This window comes from Paenibacillus sp. J2L1-98 (genome assembly GCF_056269405.1).
In genome coordinates, this window is sequence record NZ_JBWDNW010000010.1 from 100,408 (window position 1) to 114,515 (window position 14,108).

14 protein-coding genes and 1 pseudogene are annotated in these 14,108 nt (G+C 51.0%); all 15 read right to left on the reverse strand.

All coding sequences use genetic code 11. The annotated features are described in order from the left end of the window. Positions 1-5: 5 nt before the first annotated feature. Positions 6-518 carry an A24 family peptidase gene (locus tag AC0YNZ_RS18670; RefSeq protein ID WP_475828040.1) on the reverse strand — a complete coding sequence of 171 codons (513 nt, stop codon included), beginning with the start codon at positions 516-518 and terminating at the stop codon, positions 6-8. A 35-nt stretch (positions 519-553) separates the two neighbouring features. Next, positions 554-1,525, reverse strand: a complete 972-nt coding sequence (locus AC0YNZ_RS18675) for a TadE/TadG family type IV pilus assembly protein (protein ID WP_475828041.1) — start codon at positions 1,523-1,525, stop codon at positions 554-556. Then, positions 1,491-3,764 carry a hypothetical protein gene (locus tag AC0YNZ_RS18680; protein ID WP_475828042.1) on the reverse strand — a complete coding sequence of 758 codons (2,274 nt, stop codon included), beginning with the start codon at positions 3,762-3,764 and terminating at the stop codon, positions 1,491-1,493. The genes AC0YNZ_RS18675 and AC0YNZ_RS18680 overlap by 35 nt, the downstream gene beginning before the upstream one ends. A 44-nt stretch (positions 3,765-3,808) precedes the next feature. Then, on the reverse strand, positions 3,809-4,534 hold the full coding sequence (locus tag AC0YNZ_RS18685; protein WP_475828043.1) for a TadE/TadG family type IV pilus assembly protein: 726 nt from the start codon (positions 4,532-4,534) through the stop codon (positions 3,809-3,811). Between the two features lie 12 nt (positions 4,535-4,546). Beyond that, complete coding sequence (locus tag AC0YNZ_RS18690; protein ID WP_056630584.1) at positions 4,547-4,732, reverse strand: Flp1 family type IVb pilin; 186 nt, start codon at positions 4,730-4,732, stop codon at positions 4,547-4,549. Positions 4,733-4,758: 26 nt separating this feature from the next. Further along, positions 4,759-5,643, reverse strand: coding sequence for a type II secretion system F family protein (locus AC0YNZ_RS18695; protein WP_475828044.1), 885 nt, complete (start codon positions 5,641-5,643; stop codon positions 4,759-4,761). A gap of 18 nt (positions 5,644-5,661) precedes the next feature. Beyond that, positions 5,662-6,537 carry a type II secretion system F family protein gene (locus AC0YNZ_RS18700; RefSeq protein ID WP_475828045.1) on the reverse strand — a complete coding sequence of 292 codons (876 nt, stop codon included), beginning with the start codon at positions 6,535-6,537 and terminating at the stop codon, positions 5,662-5,664. Further along, positions 6,534-7,683: pseudogene (locus AC0YNZ_RS18705) on the reverse strand (CpaF family protein). Before AC0YNZ_RS18705 ends, AC0YNZ_RS18700 begins: the two are co-directional and overlap by 4 nt. 73 nt (positions 7,684-7,756) lie before the next feature. Continuing rightward, entirely contained in the window at positions 7,757-8,893 is a 1,137-nt protein-coding gene (locus AC0YNZ_RS18710) for a P-loop NTPase family protein (RefSeq protein WP_475828046.1), read from the reverse strand. A gap of 162 nt (positions 8,894-9,055) precedes the next feature. Next, positions 9,056-9,709 carry a fructose-6-phosphate aldolase gene (gene fsa, locus AC0YNZ_RS18715; RefSeq protein WP_475828047.1) on the reverse strand — a complete coding sequence of 218 codons (654 nt, stop codon included), beginning with the start codon at positions 9,707-9,709 and terminating at the stop codon, positions 9,056-9,058. Positions 9,710-9,730: 21 nt separating this feature from the next. Further along, on the reverse strand, positions 9,731-10,129 hold the full coding sequence (ndk, locus tag AC0YNZ_RS18720; RefSeq protein ID WP_475828048.1) for a nucleoside-diphosphate kinase: 399 nt from the start codon (positions 10,127-10,129) through the stop codon (positions 9,731-9,733). A 33-nt stretch (positions 10,130-10,162) separates the two neighbouring features. After that, positions 10,163-10,963 carry a pyruvate, water dikinase regulatory protein gene (locus AC0YNZ_RS18725; RefSeq protein ID WP_475828049.1) on the reverse strand — a complete coding sequence of 267 codons (801 nt, stop codon included), beginning with the start codon at positions 10,961-10,963 and terminating at the stop codon, positions 10,163-10,165. Next, positions 10,960-11,631, reverse strand: coding sequence for a CBS domain-containing protein (locus AC0YNZ_RS18730; protein WP_475828050.1), 672 nt, complete (start codon positions 11,629-11,631; stop codon positions 10,960-10,962). The genes AC0YNZ_RS18725 and AC0YNZ_RS18730 overlap by 4 nt, the downstream gene beginning before the upstream one ends. An 89-nt stretch (positions 11,632-11,720) precedes the next feature. Further along, complete coding sequence (locus AC0YNZ_RS18735) at positions 11,721-12,602, reverse strand: NAD(P)-dependent oxidoreductase (RefSeq protein WP_475828124.1); 882 nt, start codon at positions 12,600-12,602, stop codon at positions 11,721-11,723. Positions 12,603-12,775: 173 nt separating this feature from the next. Next, a complete protein-coding gene (locus AC0YNZ_RS18740; RefSeq protein WP_475828051.1) occupies positions 12,776-14,107 on the reverse strand; it encodes an ABC transporter substrate-binding protein in 1,332 nt (443 codons plus the stop codon). Between the last annotated feature and the right edge of the window lies 1 nt (position 14,108).

The following is a 14,108-nucleotide window of genomic DNA, read 5'->3' on the forward strand; positions in this document are numbered from 1 at the left end:
CTGGCTTAACTGACCATCGACCATACCGTAACAGCTGCAGGAGCGACCGCCAGCATGAACGGAAATTTATTGCCTGACTCCGCCCATTGCAGCCACTGGCGTTTTCTCCATCCGGCCTCAGGAACGAGGATCGCTGTTACGCCTGCCGCAACCCTTTTCCCAAAAGCACGATTAACAATAATTAGACATACCCCGATAACACCGGCATACAAAATGGCATACAGCATCATATCCAGAACGGTCCATACCCCAACCCAAGCGCCCAATGCTCCAAATAGCTTCACATCACCGGCACCTATCCCTCTCGCCAGGTGAAGCAGCAGCAAAGGAACAAAGCCTGCAGCGGCACCGGCTGCTGCCGTTGCCGCTCCGTCCATTCCGCTCAGAGCGGTATGATAAATAAATGCGGCGGCAAAAAAGCTTGCCGTAAGGCGGTTCGGAATGATTTGCAGCTTCAAATCCGTTATAAAAGCAATAATTAAAAGTACGGCTATGGCAGCCGTCTGTATAGGGTCCATTCTGCTCTCCTCTCTGCTGCAGCTTGACGATCCGGTTAATTGCTGCCGCTGCTTTTCTCGACTAAAAAATGCATCGATACTTGATTGTCCTGCTTGTTCACCTCAGAGGCTGAAAGCTCCCAAACACCGGGAGTCGTATTTCCGGATACATGCCATGTCCACTTTACGTAGCCATTGGCATCCGCAGCAGCTTCTCCCAGATGCTTCGCTTTACTTGACCCGCTTTTGTACATAACACCCAAGGATAGAGCAGCCCCCGGCGCTGTTTTCACGGTAACGGTCGCCTTCCGGCCTGGCCTAAGAGGCTTCGGCTCTATAGCTACGATTTGTATAGGAACGCTCTCTTGATTGCCGCTTTCCGCTCCATACCTGGCAGGGGATGCGTCGCTTATCCAAACCCGCTCAGAGGCCTGCTCTTTCAGCACGATCGGCTTGCCGTAAAAGGGCAGTTTCAACGGGAAATCATATTCCACCTCGATTGACAAATAAGGCTCATTCGCCTTCTCCAAATCAGGCAGCGTTAACCTTGCCAGCCTTAACCTCGCCGGCTCAATAATCGCTGCGTCGGCGAATTCTCTCATTAATGGCTCGACGACAGTGCGTCCTGTTTCCGTTGCAGCCATATTTTGAAGCGGCCCGAAATCGCCTCGAAGCGCAGACGACACTAATTCACCTGCCGGCGACGGCAGCCATTCCGAAGCTTCAGCCGCAATCCCGCTCCAAGCAGACAAAGGGATGAGCGCCTGCGCCGGCACTGGATTAATGGCTGCTGCCTGCTGCCATGCCAGTTCTACAGGATGGATGTTCGCTGCAATTTGCCTTACCGTCTGGGAGGCAGCTGAATGCAACGCCATCTGTACGGCGCATAGACGAATAAGCATGACAAACACTAACAGTACAATAATAACCATTGGCATCACTAACGCGGCTTCTACGACTATCGAGCCTTGCTCATTTCTAGAGCGCCCGCATTTAATAGGACCAGCCAATCGTTTGTGTCGTCTCATAACGGTTGCCGACAACCTTTCCATCCAAAAGTCCGAACCGGCCTAATGTTCGCATTAAGCCGGGAATAAACCATAGCTCGACAGAGACGCCGGCCTCTCCCGTTACTCCGCTGGGAACGGCCGAAAGCACCGTTCCGCTATTTTGCTCGATGACCGCAATCATGCGGGACAGTCTAGTCCCGTCACCTGCACCATGCATAAGCAATAAAAGCCGTAAATAGTCCGTGTACGAAAGCTCTGCCTTCACATATTTGGATAAGGGGGCTGATCCTCGCTCGGTGAAAGCAAGCATATCCTCAATCGTCTTCTCTAATCCGTAAATCAGTGCCGCTGACAAAATAAGCAATGGATGGCCAAGCGATTTGCTTTCAATTAACCCCTCCATCGTCCTCACAGCCAGGCGTGCCGCGAACAGCTCCCCATAAGCAGCGGCTATGTTTCCTACCGGATTGTGAAATCCATAAATCACATACTCCGCTTCCTGATTATTAAAAGAGACGGCATGCGATAGCTCTGATAAATTCCCTTCCGTCATCAAAGACCGCAGATGCTGAGGAGCAAAGGAGACATAGCGGTGAACCACATATTCGCCAAAATAAAGCGAATCTCTAGTCTGTTCCAGCATCCCGGCCATACCCGCAAACATACCATCCATAGTTGCAATGGACTGCTCTGCTGCCTCATGCGCATCGCTTGCTTGCCCAAGTTCCGCTGCAGCATCTGTTTCGGCTAACTGTTGATTGAACAACAGGTTATCGTTATAACGCTTCTTGACCTGCTCGAAAACCTGCATATGCTCTTCTGTCTGCGGGATAGAAGTCAACCCGTGAAGCAAGCCCCTCGCCTGCTTCCACAGCGCTCCGGCTTGCTTCTCCTGCTGCTCCAGCTGCGCCTTTACACTGCCTTGCTCTTGTGCCTGCTTTCGGCTGATCATAACGCTGGCGGGCCGAATGTATTTCTCTTCATAGCCACCGTAGGCAAGCCGCAAGCTAGTAATTCCCTCAAGCCATGTATCTGCGGCTATACTATTGATTGGCTTCGCCAAGGAAGCCAGGCTATTGGTTTGGAAGCCACCCGCTTCCATATCTATCGCTGCTGCAGCCGTACCTTGCGCCTCCAGCTCCTGCCTATACTCACTAAACCATGCATCCGGCTTTACAAGCTCATTTGCCGCTTCCTTCACCTGCTCAATATCGGAAGCAGCGCTAGAGGGCACCTGATACTGCTCAGCTCCCGTTACGCTTCGTCTGGACACAGCATCATAAGCTGCGTGATCGGGCAGCTGATTCGCTTGTTGAACAAGCCTCTGCATATCCTCATTCAATAATCTTGCCGCTTCCAGCTCTGTGATGGCATCTGCATGCAGCTTCACATGCCGCTTCAGCATTTCGCCGCTTACCTTTCGCAGCTCCAGCGCGAATGCTCGAACTTTTTTCTCGTAAGCTGCAATCTCTTCTGCATAAACCGCTTCCTCTCCGGCTTGCAGCGATTGATCATGCATAACCTGTGCTGCATATGCGCTGTATTCTCCTACGATGGTAAGGGCGGTATCGCCAGCGATCGTTACCGCATCCGGCCGAACCGGAATCATCCCATGAATTCCGCTTCCGCTTACCGCCAAGGCCGCCTGCTCCTGCAGCTGAAGCACTTTAGCCAAATGGCCTTCCCGTTTCTCGTATAGCTTCCTCATGCTCTCCAGCAGGCTGACCGTAACGGAAGCTTCTTTCATCGCCCCTGCCATCGGCGCAAACCTCGCAGCAAGCTCCAGCGTAAAATCAACAGGAGCTTTATACTTCATCTCCTCCAGCACCTGTCTCGCAAACACCTTATGATCGCCCAGAAACGAAGCTGCATGCAGCGTAGAAGTCTCAAGCTTGGAACGAACCAGCTTCAAGCCTTGTTTATCCGATCCGGCAGTTCCTTCTGCATTAGCTGCCATCACTTCCGAGAAAAGCTTCTGCCCCTCAGTTCCGCCGCGGCCGAACAGCCCGTATCTCTCATACAGGGTAGAATCATAGGCAGAGAGCACGGACCGGACGCTGGAGCGGACAGCATCCTCAGTAAGCTTATGCACAGCCGCAATCCGGGCATAATCTATGAGCAAAGAGAAAAACAGCAGCAGCGACGATAAAACGATAACCGAAAATACCGTAACTGCCCCGTCCTCCCGAAACATCAGCCTGCTGCAGCGGCATTTATGTATAGCTCCCGCGCCTTTCTTCACAGTCACAGCTGCCATGCACCTCCATCTTGTCCAATCAGTCTCGAAGGATCAGTCCCTCTTTAAGGCTGCTGCACTTCTGCTGCGCCTTTGTAAGGAGCCAGAGCCTGCCCAGCTTGAGACCTCGATTGCCCTGCTCCGCCTGTCCGATTGGCAAACTTCATTGAATAATATCGCATAAGATCCACGCTGCGTATAAATTCGACGGGGTCAACAACAGCAGCAGCCGATACCGTCTTAGGCTCTCTTCGCAACCAGCTGTTCAAAGCAAAACGAACCGATAAAGGCGCCTTCAGCTTTACTTCGATCTCTCTTTTGAGGACACCGCCCGAATAGCTGATTTGACCTTCATATTTCAAGCCAGCTTGGCCCAGCCATTGAACCGATTGCTCCATTTTGCGTCCGGATAAATCATCCTTACCCGTTTCATCCGTACTTGCCAGAGGGAGCGCGACAGCCGCAGCTGTCTTCTCTCCTCCTATTCCAAACAAGCTGCTGAGCAGCTTGTCCTCGCCAATCCGCCAGTACAAGCCGTCATACTCGGGCGCGATAAGCATGCCGCTCCGCGCTTCGCGGAAGCTATTGTCCCAGCCGAATGCGGCACGTTCAGCGGTGGCCGATGCGGTATAGTACAGTACCGCCTTCTGATACATATACATCCCGAACAGGATAAATAGCAAAATGAGGACCATCAGCATTGGAAATACGATCGTCGACTCCAGCGTAAAGCTGCCCTGCTCCTTCTTCAGCCATCGCAGCAGCCCCGCTCTCATCCTAAGCGTGCTCATAAGCCTCACCCGCTAACTGAAAATTTTGTCCGCCTCGTCGTCCGCTTTGCCCATCAGCCGTTCAATCAGCTCAATAATCCAATCCTTAAACAGCAATGCAATAATAATAACGACCGCAATAATCAAAATAATTTCCAGTGTTCCCAAACCATCTTCCTCTGCCCAAAATGACCGAATAGCTTGACCTAGCTTTTTCATCTTTCCATCTTCCTCTCTGTTTTTGGTTAAGACATGAGCAGAACTGCCGGGGCAGCTACTAGAACCATAAGCACCAGCAAAATACCGACAAGGGGAAATACGAGCTTGGATGACGCTTCCTCTCCACGCGATCTGGCGATTGCCTTGCGCTTCTCCCATAGGGTGTAGGAGAGCTCTCGTAATGCGAGTACGAAATGCTCCCCTCCGCGGCTATAATTCAGCAGCAGCACAGTCGTAAAAACCGATACCTCCTGCACGGCGCACCTCCTGTTAAACCTCTCCATCGCTGAGCTGAAGGATTGACCATTGCGAAGCGATGACACCGCATCGCTCCACTCCTTATAGAGCGGATGCTGTTTTGGATCCTTCCCTTCCAGACATCTTGCCAATGCTTTCTGTACCGTCTCCCCGGCGCCAACGAGCAGCATCAGCTTGCTCAGCATATCCGGAAGCTCTGTAATCATTTGCCGCTTGCGCTGCTCTACACGCCGTGCCGCTTCCGCGAATGGTCTTATCGTAAGCACCGTGCCAAATACGACACCCATCGCAAGCAGAACCGGCTCCTGCCCGAACAGGCTCAGCCAGGCGCAGCCCGTTAAGGCTGCATACCCGGCGCCGAAAGCGACAGCAGCCTCTGCCTTTGACCGCTCTATAGACCAGTCGCTGTCCATCAATAGGAGCAGCCTCATATGATAGCTGCTCATAGGCAGCTGAAGGGAATCGAACAGATGAAGCCGCTCAAGCACACGCATAAACGGATTTATTAAGCAAAGCTGCCTAAGCTGCTGCCTCGCTTGATCACCGTGCCGTTTTCTGCCCGGCAGCCGAAGCCAAATCGAATAAAGTGCTCCTCCTCCAGCTGAATAAAGCCATAGTGCCGTTAGAGTAACAGCGGCAATCGCTGCAGCCATGATCCGCCCTCCCTTCTCCTACATCCGGATGCTCATCATTTTCGCCATCAACCAGAAGCAGAAGAGCAAGAGAAGAAGCGCAGCCGTCAACAATAAATAACCGATCCCTCCATAGAGAGGAGCCATATAATCGGGGGCAGCCAAGCTTAGAAAAGCAAGAAAAACGAAAGGCACCGCCATCATAATCCGTCCCTCGAATCTTTTCTGAGCGATCATGACGGCAATTTCCTGCTCGGTTTCCAGCTTTTCTCCGATAATGACCGAGGTTCGTTTCATGACCTCCAGCAGATCGCCGCCCGAGCGCTTGCAAGCTGATAAAGCATCGACGAACTGGGTGATTTCATCGATATCCGCACGATCGGCGAAGTTGCGAAGGGCGTACTCAAGCGGCTCGGCGTTATCCAACCGGAAGCGTACAATTTGGAATTCCAGCAAAAGCTCAGTCCGCGGATCCGGATAAAGCAGCCTCAAATCATCAAGCGTGGACAAAAATGCGTTTTCGAGGGAGCGTCCGGCTGCAAGCGAGGACGTCAGCGAGAATAAAGCTTCCTTAAACTGCAGCTTCAAACGTTCCTTACGCTGCGCCAGCAGCGATTTCCGCCTATATCTAGGTGCGATAATGCCAAGAGCCGCCGCCAAGAATGAAAGGATAGCCGAATGATAGAATAGATAGACGGCTCCATAAATAAGCAATGCTCCCGCTATAGCTGCGGCGATAAACTGTTTTCGGCTTAGATGGTATTGCCCATAATTCGTTAATAACCGGCCCGCTCGAATATTTGCCATAGCAGCTTCGCTCTCCCAGCCGCACCAATCAAGCGCTTTCTGCATTCGTCCGCCTTTCAGTCGATCAGGACGATCCAATTTACTAACTGCGCTAGAGCTGGTTGTCATATCGCCATTCCTCCGTTTATGCTTTTCCCGGCCATCTTCAGCTTGTCCATCCGTACAAGCGGATTCGCTGTTCGCTTAAGGCCGCCGACTATATGTCCGTTCCGTTCCCCCTCCTCCTCAAAGAGGAAAAGCGGATTAAGCTGCACTTCACCCGCTTCCATGCCGACGACCTCGCATATTTCCGTTACTTTCCGCGATCGGTCCCGGAATCTCGACAGATGAATAACGAGATCGATAGCAGACGCAATTTGCTGACGGATAACCTGTACGGGCAATTCCGCCGCGCTAAGCACCATCGTCTCAAGGCGAGCCAGCATATCCTTTGCCCCATTGGAATGCCCTGTTGACATGCTTCCCTGATGTCCAGTGTTGAGCGCTTGCAGCATGTCAAGAGCTTCTCCGCCGCGCACCTCGCCGACTATGATCCGATTAGGACGCATCCTCAGCGATGCCCGGATGAGGTCACGGATCGTAATCTCTCCTTTGCCCTCCGTATTGGCATTTCGCGTCTCCATCGAAACTAAATTCGGAATCGTGCGAATTTGCAGCTCCGCCGAGTCTTCAATCGTTACGATTCGCTCGTCCGCTCCGATAAATTGCGACAATGCATTTAGAAAGGTCGTTTTGCCCGTTCCCGTGCCGCCGCTTATGAAAATGTTATATTTCGCCCCGATCATCCCTTTCAGGAAGGATGCGGCTTCCACAGAAAGCGAGCCGATTGACACAAGCTGCTCCATCGTCAGCGGCTGCTCAGGAAACTTTCGTATCGTCATGCAAGGTCCTTTCAGCGCTACTGGCGGCAGCACGACATGTACCCTCGAAATCCTTCAGACGGGCGTCGACAATTGGAGAAGACTCATTAACGACACGGTTCACGCTTGCTACGACCGTCTGAATTAAATCTTCCAGCCGCTCTCTGCTTTCGAATGCAACCGGAAGCAGCGTCATTCGCCCTCTTCGTTCAACGAAAATTTCCGCATGATGGTTAATCATGATTTCACTGACGGAAGCATCCTCCATAAGCGGCTGCAAAATATCCAGACCTCTAAACGAATGGAACAGCCTGCGTACAAGCTTCACCTTCTCGTTTGCCGTAAGGGGATGGCGCTCGCACCATTCGAATACGATCTCTTCAACGATTCTCATAAGGCTGTCATCTGACAGCGCGCCGCTAAAATCTATTTTCGCCCGCACCTTGTTGCGCAGTTCCAGCACCGTCTTATCGCTTAACAACCAAACTCCCTCCTTCAAGGCAAAGATGCTTGAACAGCTTATCTGCCGCCGCCCTGTATGAAGGCGATGACAGCAGCTTTGCTTGGCCCGGACCGCGCCATTCCGGAACCTCTGGCAGCAGAACCTGGGCATTGGCCAAACCGTTCATCCCGCTTAATGAGACGCGTTCAGCTTGTGCTGCACAATTAGCTACGAATACGAATTTAGAAAACAAACGTTTAAATCTCTCTCCCCACTTCTGTTCCCCGTAGCGAAGAGCCATCCTTTGCTTATTTCTCACTGAAGTATCGTCATTAAGCATCCAAAGCACCTGATTCGACTGTTCGAAAATAGCGGTATGCAGCTCTTCCAGCCCGCTATCCAAATCGATGACGATAAGATCGTATTGCCCGCTCCGGGCAATGACGTCCACTAAACCAACCGCTTCTTCCCCGCTTAGCGTCATCCGGTCCTCCAAATTCGTGCAGGCTGCCAAATAATCACCCTGGAGCAGTGCGTCCCGCTTCCGATGCTCCATCAGCCACGTCACCGATTGCTCCGGCTGTGCTTTAAGACCATACAACAGCTCAGATAATCCTTCGCCTTGCGCTTCCCCGTCGCTGCTGTCTCCATTACGCTGCGGTTTAAGCCACACTTCCGATGTGTTCCACCGCTCAAGGTTCAAATAGAACGTCCGGTAACGATACGTGCCCGCGGCTTGCGCCAAATGCAGCGCCAAGGCGGTTTTTCCGGTTCCGCCCGATGCCGAGTAAACCGAAATAACCTTTATCCCGGGCACCGTCTCCAAAGCTCCAGCCGTTTGGACAGGATGGGCGGCGGCTCTGGCATGAATCTCCGTTAAGCGCTGAAGCAGCAGCGGAAGCGGCTGATATTGATGCAGCTCTTGCTCCTCTTTACTATCTCCCAGCTTCAAGACAAGCGCAGCAGTAGGCATGCTCGGCAGTTCCGCTTTCATCTCCTTCAGCAGCTCGGGTTGTGCGGCTAATAAGTCAATTTTGTAGCCCTGCTTCACATACCTCTTGCACGCATCCGCATGTGTGAAGGCAATCACCTGCCACTGCTCGCCAAACTTGCTGTCTCGAATATAATCGGCTAAGCGCTTCGAATATTCCTGCTCCTTCACCGCTACTGCCAGCTGATATTTGTTCAGCTTAATCCCCCTCCTTTCAGCTAATAAAACACAAAAAAAGCACCGTAGAAGGCGCAGATAGCTGCGTCCTTATACGGTGCTTCCGTGTTTGATCGTTAACTTTGTATAAAATTTACCATATTCTTATTCCATCCGTCAACCAAGGAATTTATTTTTGTTGCCCCAGTCGCTTAAAAACTTCTCGATACCGATATCGGTAAGCGGGTGCTTCCAAAGCGAAGGCAGCAGCGAACCTGGAATTGTCGCGATATGCGCCCCGGCGATTGCCGCTTGCTCCAGATGGCCGATATGACGTATGCTGGCAACAATAATTTCAGTGGAATATCCATAGTTACGAATGATGGCATTCAGATCTCGAACCAGCTTCAAGCCTTCTACGCCGATATCGTCCAGTCTTCCGACGAATGGACTAATAAAGGTTGCGCCTGCTTTCGCTGCCATCAGCCCTTGCGCTGCGGAGAACACGAGCGTCACATTCGTTTGGATGCCTTTCTCCGAAAGCGCATGCGTCGCGTACAGCCCGTCCTCCGTCAGCGGCAGCTTAATAACAACGTTCGGAGCCCACTCTGCTATTTCAAAAGCTTCCTTCAGCATATCATCGGCTTTCGTGCCGATAACCTCAGCGCTGACAGGACCGTTTACGATACTGCAAATTTCTTGGATAACTTCTTTAAAATCCCGTCCTTCTTTCGCGACGAGCGAAGGGTTAGTCGTAACCCCGTCGACGAGTCCAAGCTTAGCAATCCGTTTAATTTCCTCTACGTTTGCTGTATCCAAGAAAAATTTCATATCCGGCCAATTCCCCTTTTTCTAATGGAAAAATAGTTTAATTTCCTGCTCCGCGCTTTCAATAGAGTCTGATCCATGGATGATATTGCTCGCAACGTCGAGCGCAAAATCACCGCGGATCGTCCCTGCAAGCGCTTCAGACGGATTCGTCGCACCAATAAGCGCTCTCGCGTTTTTGACGGCGTCCTTACCTTCCCATATCATGGCGAATATTGGCCCCGAAACAATAAAATCGACCAGCTCGTCAAAAAACACCTTTGAGCGCAAATGCTCATAATGGTGCTCGGCATGCTCTCTCGTTAATTGCATGACCTTCGCATCTACAAGCTTAAAGCCCTTCTCTTCAAAACGGCTGACAATGCGGCCTACCAAACCGCGTGCATACCCATCCGGCTTAACCATAACAAATGTTCTATCCATTAGAATCCCCCTTCTCTCTAACGGTATAGCCATTTATTTGTTAAGCCATTCAGTAATAATGCCGGCAGTCTCTTCAATTGCGCGATTTGTGACATCAATAACAGGACAATTCAATGATTTCATAACGGATTCCGCATATTTAAGCTCTTCTTGAATCCGTTCAGTTGTCGCATATTGCGCTGTGGCAGGCAGCCCCAGCGTCTTCAGCCGTTCAGAGCGAATTTCAAGCAGATGCTCTGCTTGCATCGTGAGTCCAATGATCAGACGTCCAGGCGCAGGCTTTAATTCCTCGGGCGGATTGACCTCGGGCATGAGCGGCAGGTTAGCCGTCTTAATTCCTTTATGGGACAAAAATATGCTAAGCGGCGTCTTCGACGTCCGCGATACTCCAATTAACACGACCTGCGCCTGCATGAAGCCCCGCGCATCCTTGCCGTCATCATATCTCACCGCAAATTCAATCGCATCCATCCGGCGATGGTACTCATCGTCAATAGAGTGCAGCAGCCCCGGCTCCCGCTTCGGAAAGCTGCCGAACGTATCAACATAAGCCTGCATCATCGGTCCCATGACATCTACTGCCCGAACGCCGGATCTGAGTGCCTCTTCCTTCATTAGCTCCCTAAGCTCCGGCTGAACAAGCGTGTAACTGATAAAGCCTCCAGTGCTGACGGCTTCGGCAACGATACGCAAAATCTCATCCTCGGACTTGATATGCCCGTAGCGCTTTATTTTCACGTGTTCGGATGAAAATTGACGTAAAGTTGCCTTTGCCACCGCTTCCGCCGTTTCGCCGACAGCATCGGAGCATACATATATGATTTGCTCTGTCATAACTCTGGCTCCCCCAATTCCCCATCCATCGCGATGTCCGCCATCAGACGTATAATGTTCGACTTCGATACCCAGCCGGTAACTTCCGGATCAGCAGCCTGTTCCTCGCGGGGAACAATGACCGGCAGACAATCAATTTGATGGAGCGACATTTTACGAATCGCATCCATAACGGAATCATCGGGCATCAGCGTCACAATATTCGGATAACGGGTCATCACCATACTGACGGGAATAGATATAGCGCCAGCGTTGCCAAGTGTTATTTTGAGCAAATCTTTAGGGGTTACGATACCAACGAACCGCTTCTGCTCATTTACGACAAGAAGGGTGTCGGCATTCTCGGTAAACAACGTAATGACCGCATCATGCACGGACAAAGAATCCGGCACATTGACGGGAACCCCCTGTACTTCTCTCACCTTCATACTTTTGAATTGCTGCATAGGCTCACTGCTCGACCGATAGGTATTGCCAAGGAAATAACCGACCTTTGGCTTTGCATCAAGCAAACCAAGCATAACGAGAAGCGATAAATCCGAACGCAGCGTAGGCCTGCTGACACTAAGATATTCTGCAAGCTGTTCACCGGTAATCGGCGCATGCCTCTTCACGAGTTCAAGAAGCTCCAATTGCCGAGTGGATAACTGAATCGTACTCTCCTCCAATCTGTATATGAGTCATAATAATTGATATAATACCACTATTCAAAAAATAATACATCACACTCATGCTTTGTTCAAAATAAATAGTAATTTCACTCTGGGAATATGACTTTATACAAGGCTTGAGTGCCGCTGTTTTCATCACCAAGCGCAATAACCTGCTCGTACAAGGAGCGTGCCAGCAATAAGCCAGGCAATGGCAGTCCCAATTCATCGGCCGATTCAATCGCAATTTTAATATCCTTCATGAAATGCTTTACATAGAACCCCGGCGTAAAATCTCCGCTAATGATGCGCGGACCCAGATTCGACAGAGACCAGCTGCCCGCCGCACCGGCTTCGATGCTCTTCAGCACCTTGCTTGGTTCCAGGCCCGCCCGCTTCGCGTACGCGAGAGCTTCACTCACGCCAATCATATTGGATGCAATCGCAATTTGATTGCACATTTTGGTAAATTGACCGGAGCCGGCAGCGCCTTGGTGCACGATGTTTTTGCCTATTAGTTTGAACAGCGGCAGAACCGCTTCAAAGGCTTCCTCCGAGCCGCCGGCCATGATCGATAATCTGGCTTCCCTAGCGCCTATATCTCCTCCGGAAACGGGAGCATCGAGCGCCGCAAGCCCTCTGTTTCCAGCCTCCAGCCCAATACGTTTAGCAAGGGATGGACTGGACGTCGTCATATCAACCAGTACGCTATTAGAACGTGCATGCTCCAAAAGGCCTGAATCGCCAAAGTACACCTCTTCCACATCAGCAGGATAACCGAGCATCGTAATGATAACATCAGAATGCTCCGCTACCGACTTTGGCGACTCATGCCAGACGGCCCCTTTCAACACCAAAGAATCCGTTCTCGACTTCGTTCGATTATAAACATTTACTTTATAACCGCCGCTAAGCAAATGTCCCGCCATACTCGCACCCATAATGCCAGTCCCGATAAAACCGATCACACTCTCTTGATTGATGGCCAGTTCTGTCAATTGCACTCCGCCTCTCAATAATATTGCGAATATAATTTCAAAATAAGAGGATTCCCTCCGAAAACGGCAATCACCCTCAAAGCGGCCGTTTTTCGGCCTCTTTGAGGGTCGTTACAATGCCAATGTGTTTCGTTAAGATTCTCTAGTCTAGCAATTGCCGCTCCCTATTCCGTTGCGCGCAGCGTTTCGATCTCGCGGCTGATCGCTTCCTCCGCCTTGCGAAGCGCCGTGTTGACATCTACGCCATTTAAAGCTACCTGCTCCGCGGCTTCGGATACGAACTTCGTCACCTGATCCTCGTACTTATGAATCTTATGCGTTTTTTGCTGCTCGCCGATAAATACGTTCTCGATGTGCTTCCCTTTTAAAACCGGGACATCAGCACCGAACTCCTTTTCCAGCTCCGGATTAATGATTGCAGGCACACGCGCATTACGGGCTAAAATTTGCTGCACCTCATCGGATAAAATATGGGTAATCGCTAAAAAAGCCTCTTCCTTATGCTTGCTATTATTGGATATCACAAATGAATGCACCTGAGCCTCGCGCGCCTTTCCGATGTACCCGTCAAAATTAGGCGTAGGCGCAATGTCCCAATTCATCTCCTGTCCCTTTTGTCTCAGCTCTTCAAGCGGACCGACCATATTGGCCAAATTCGCCACCCTTAACGCCAGCTTACCTTCCTTGATAAATGCGTCACGGCCGTACGAATACTCGTTATTCGGTCCGATATAGCCGGGAACCTTGTATGACTGCTGGGCAAAATAGAACAGCTTCATCCATTCCTCCCTTTTCGTGAGCAGCGGCTCTCCGGTCTCGGCGTCGAGAATAGGCAGCGCCAAGTCTCTCATAAGCGCTGTAGGCCCGCCGGTGTCGTAGCCTATGTAATTGACGCCGTCATCGGTTCTGGTCAGTTTCGAGCCTAATGCCAGCACTTCCTCCAGCGTGAGCTGCTTCTCATTAGGAGGGTAATCCACTCCAAATTTATCAAATATATCCTTATTATAATACAAAATAGCCTGATTAGAATTAAACGGCAGCGATACAATTTCTCCATTCTCACCGAACTCTTTAATATGATCATAGAGCACCGGCTTCAAGCGGCTCTCGTCAAACTTGTACTTCTCGATCCACGGACGCAAATCCTCTACGACATTTAAGCGAATAAGCTGCTGCGGATTGATGATCAAAGTTAAGTCGGGAGCAGGCTTTGTTGTAAATACCTCCTGAAGAGACACCCCTTCCAGCGCCTCAATCCGCTCGATCGTGATATGCGGATATTTCTTGTTGACCGGTTCTGCAATCAACGTCTTGAACTCGGTACCGGTAAGCGTCGGTCCCGAAACGTATAACAGCAGCTTTACCGGCTCGGGAGCAGCATTCGTTACAGCTGAAGATTCCCTCTTACCCGCAGCTTGCGCGCAAGCAGCCAGCATAAAGAATGCAAGAAGAAGGAGCCCCAGCTTAAACGATTGATGTCCCCATATCCCTTCCATC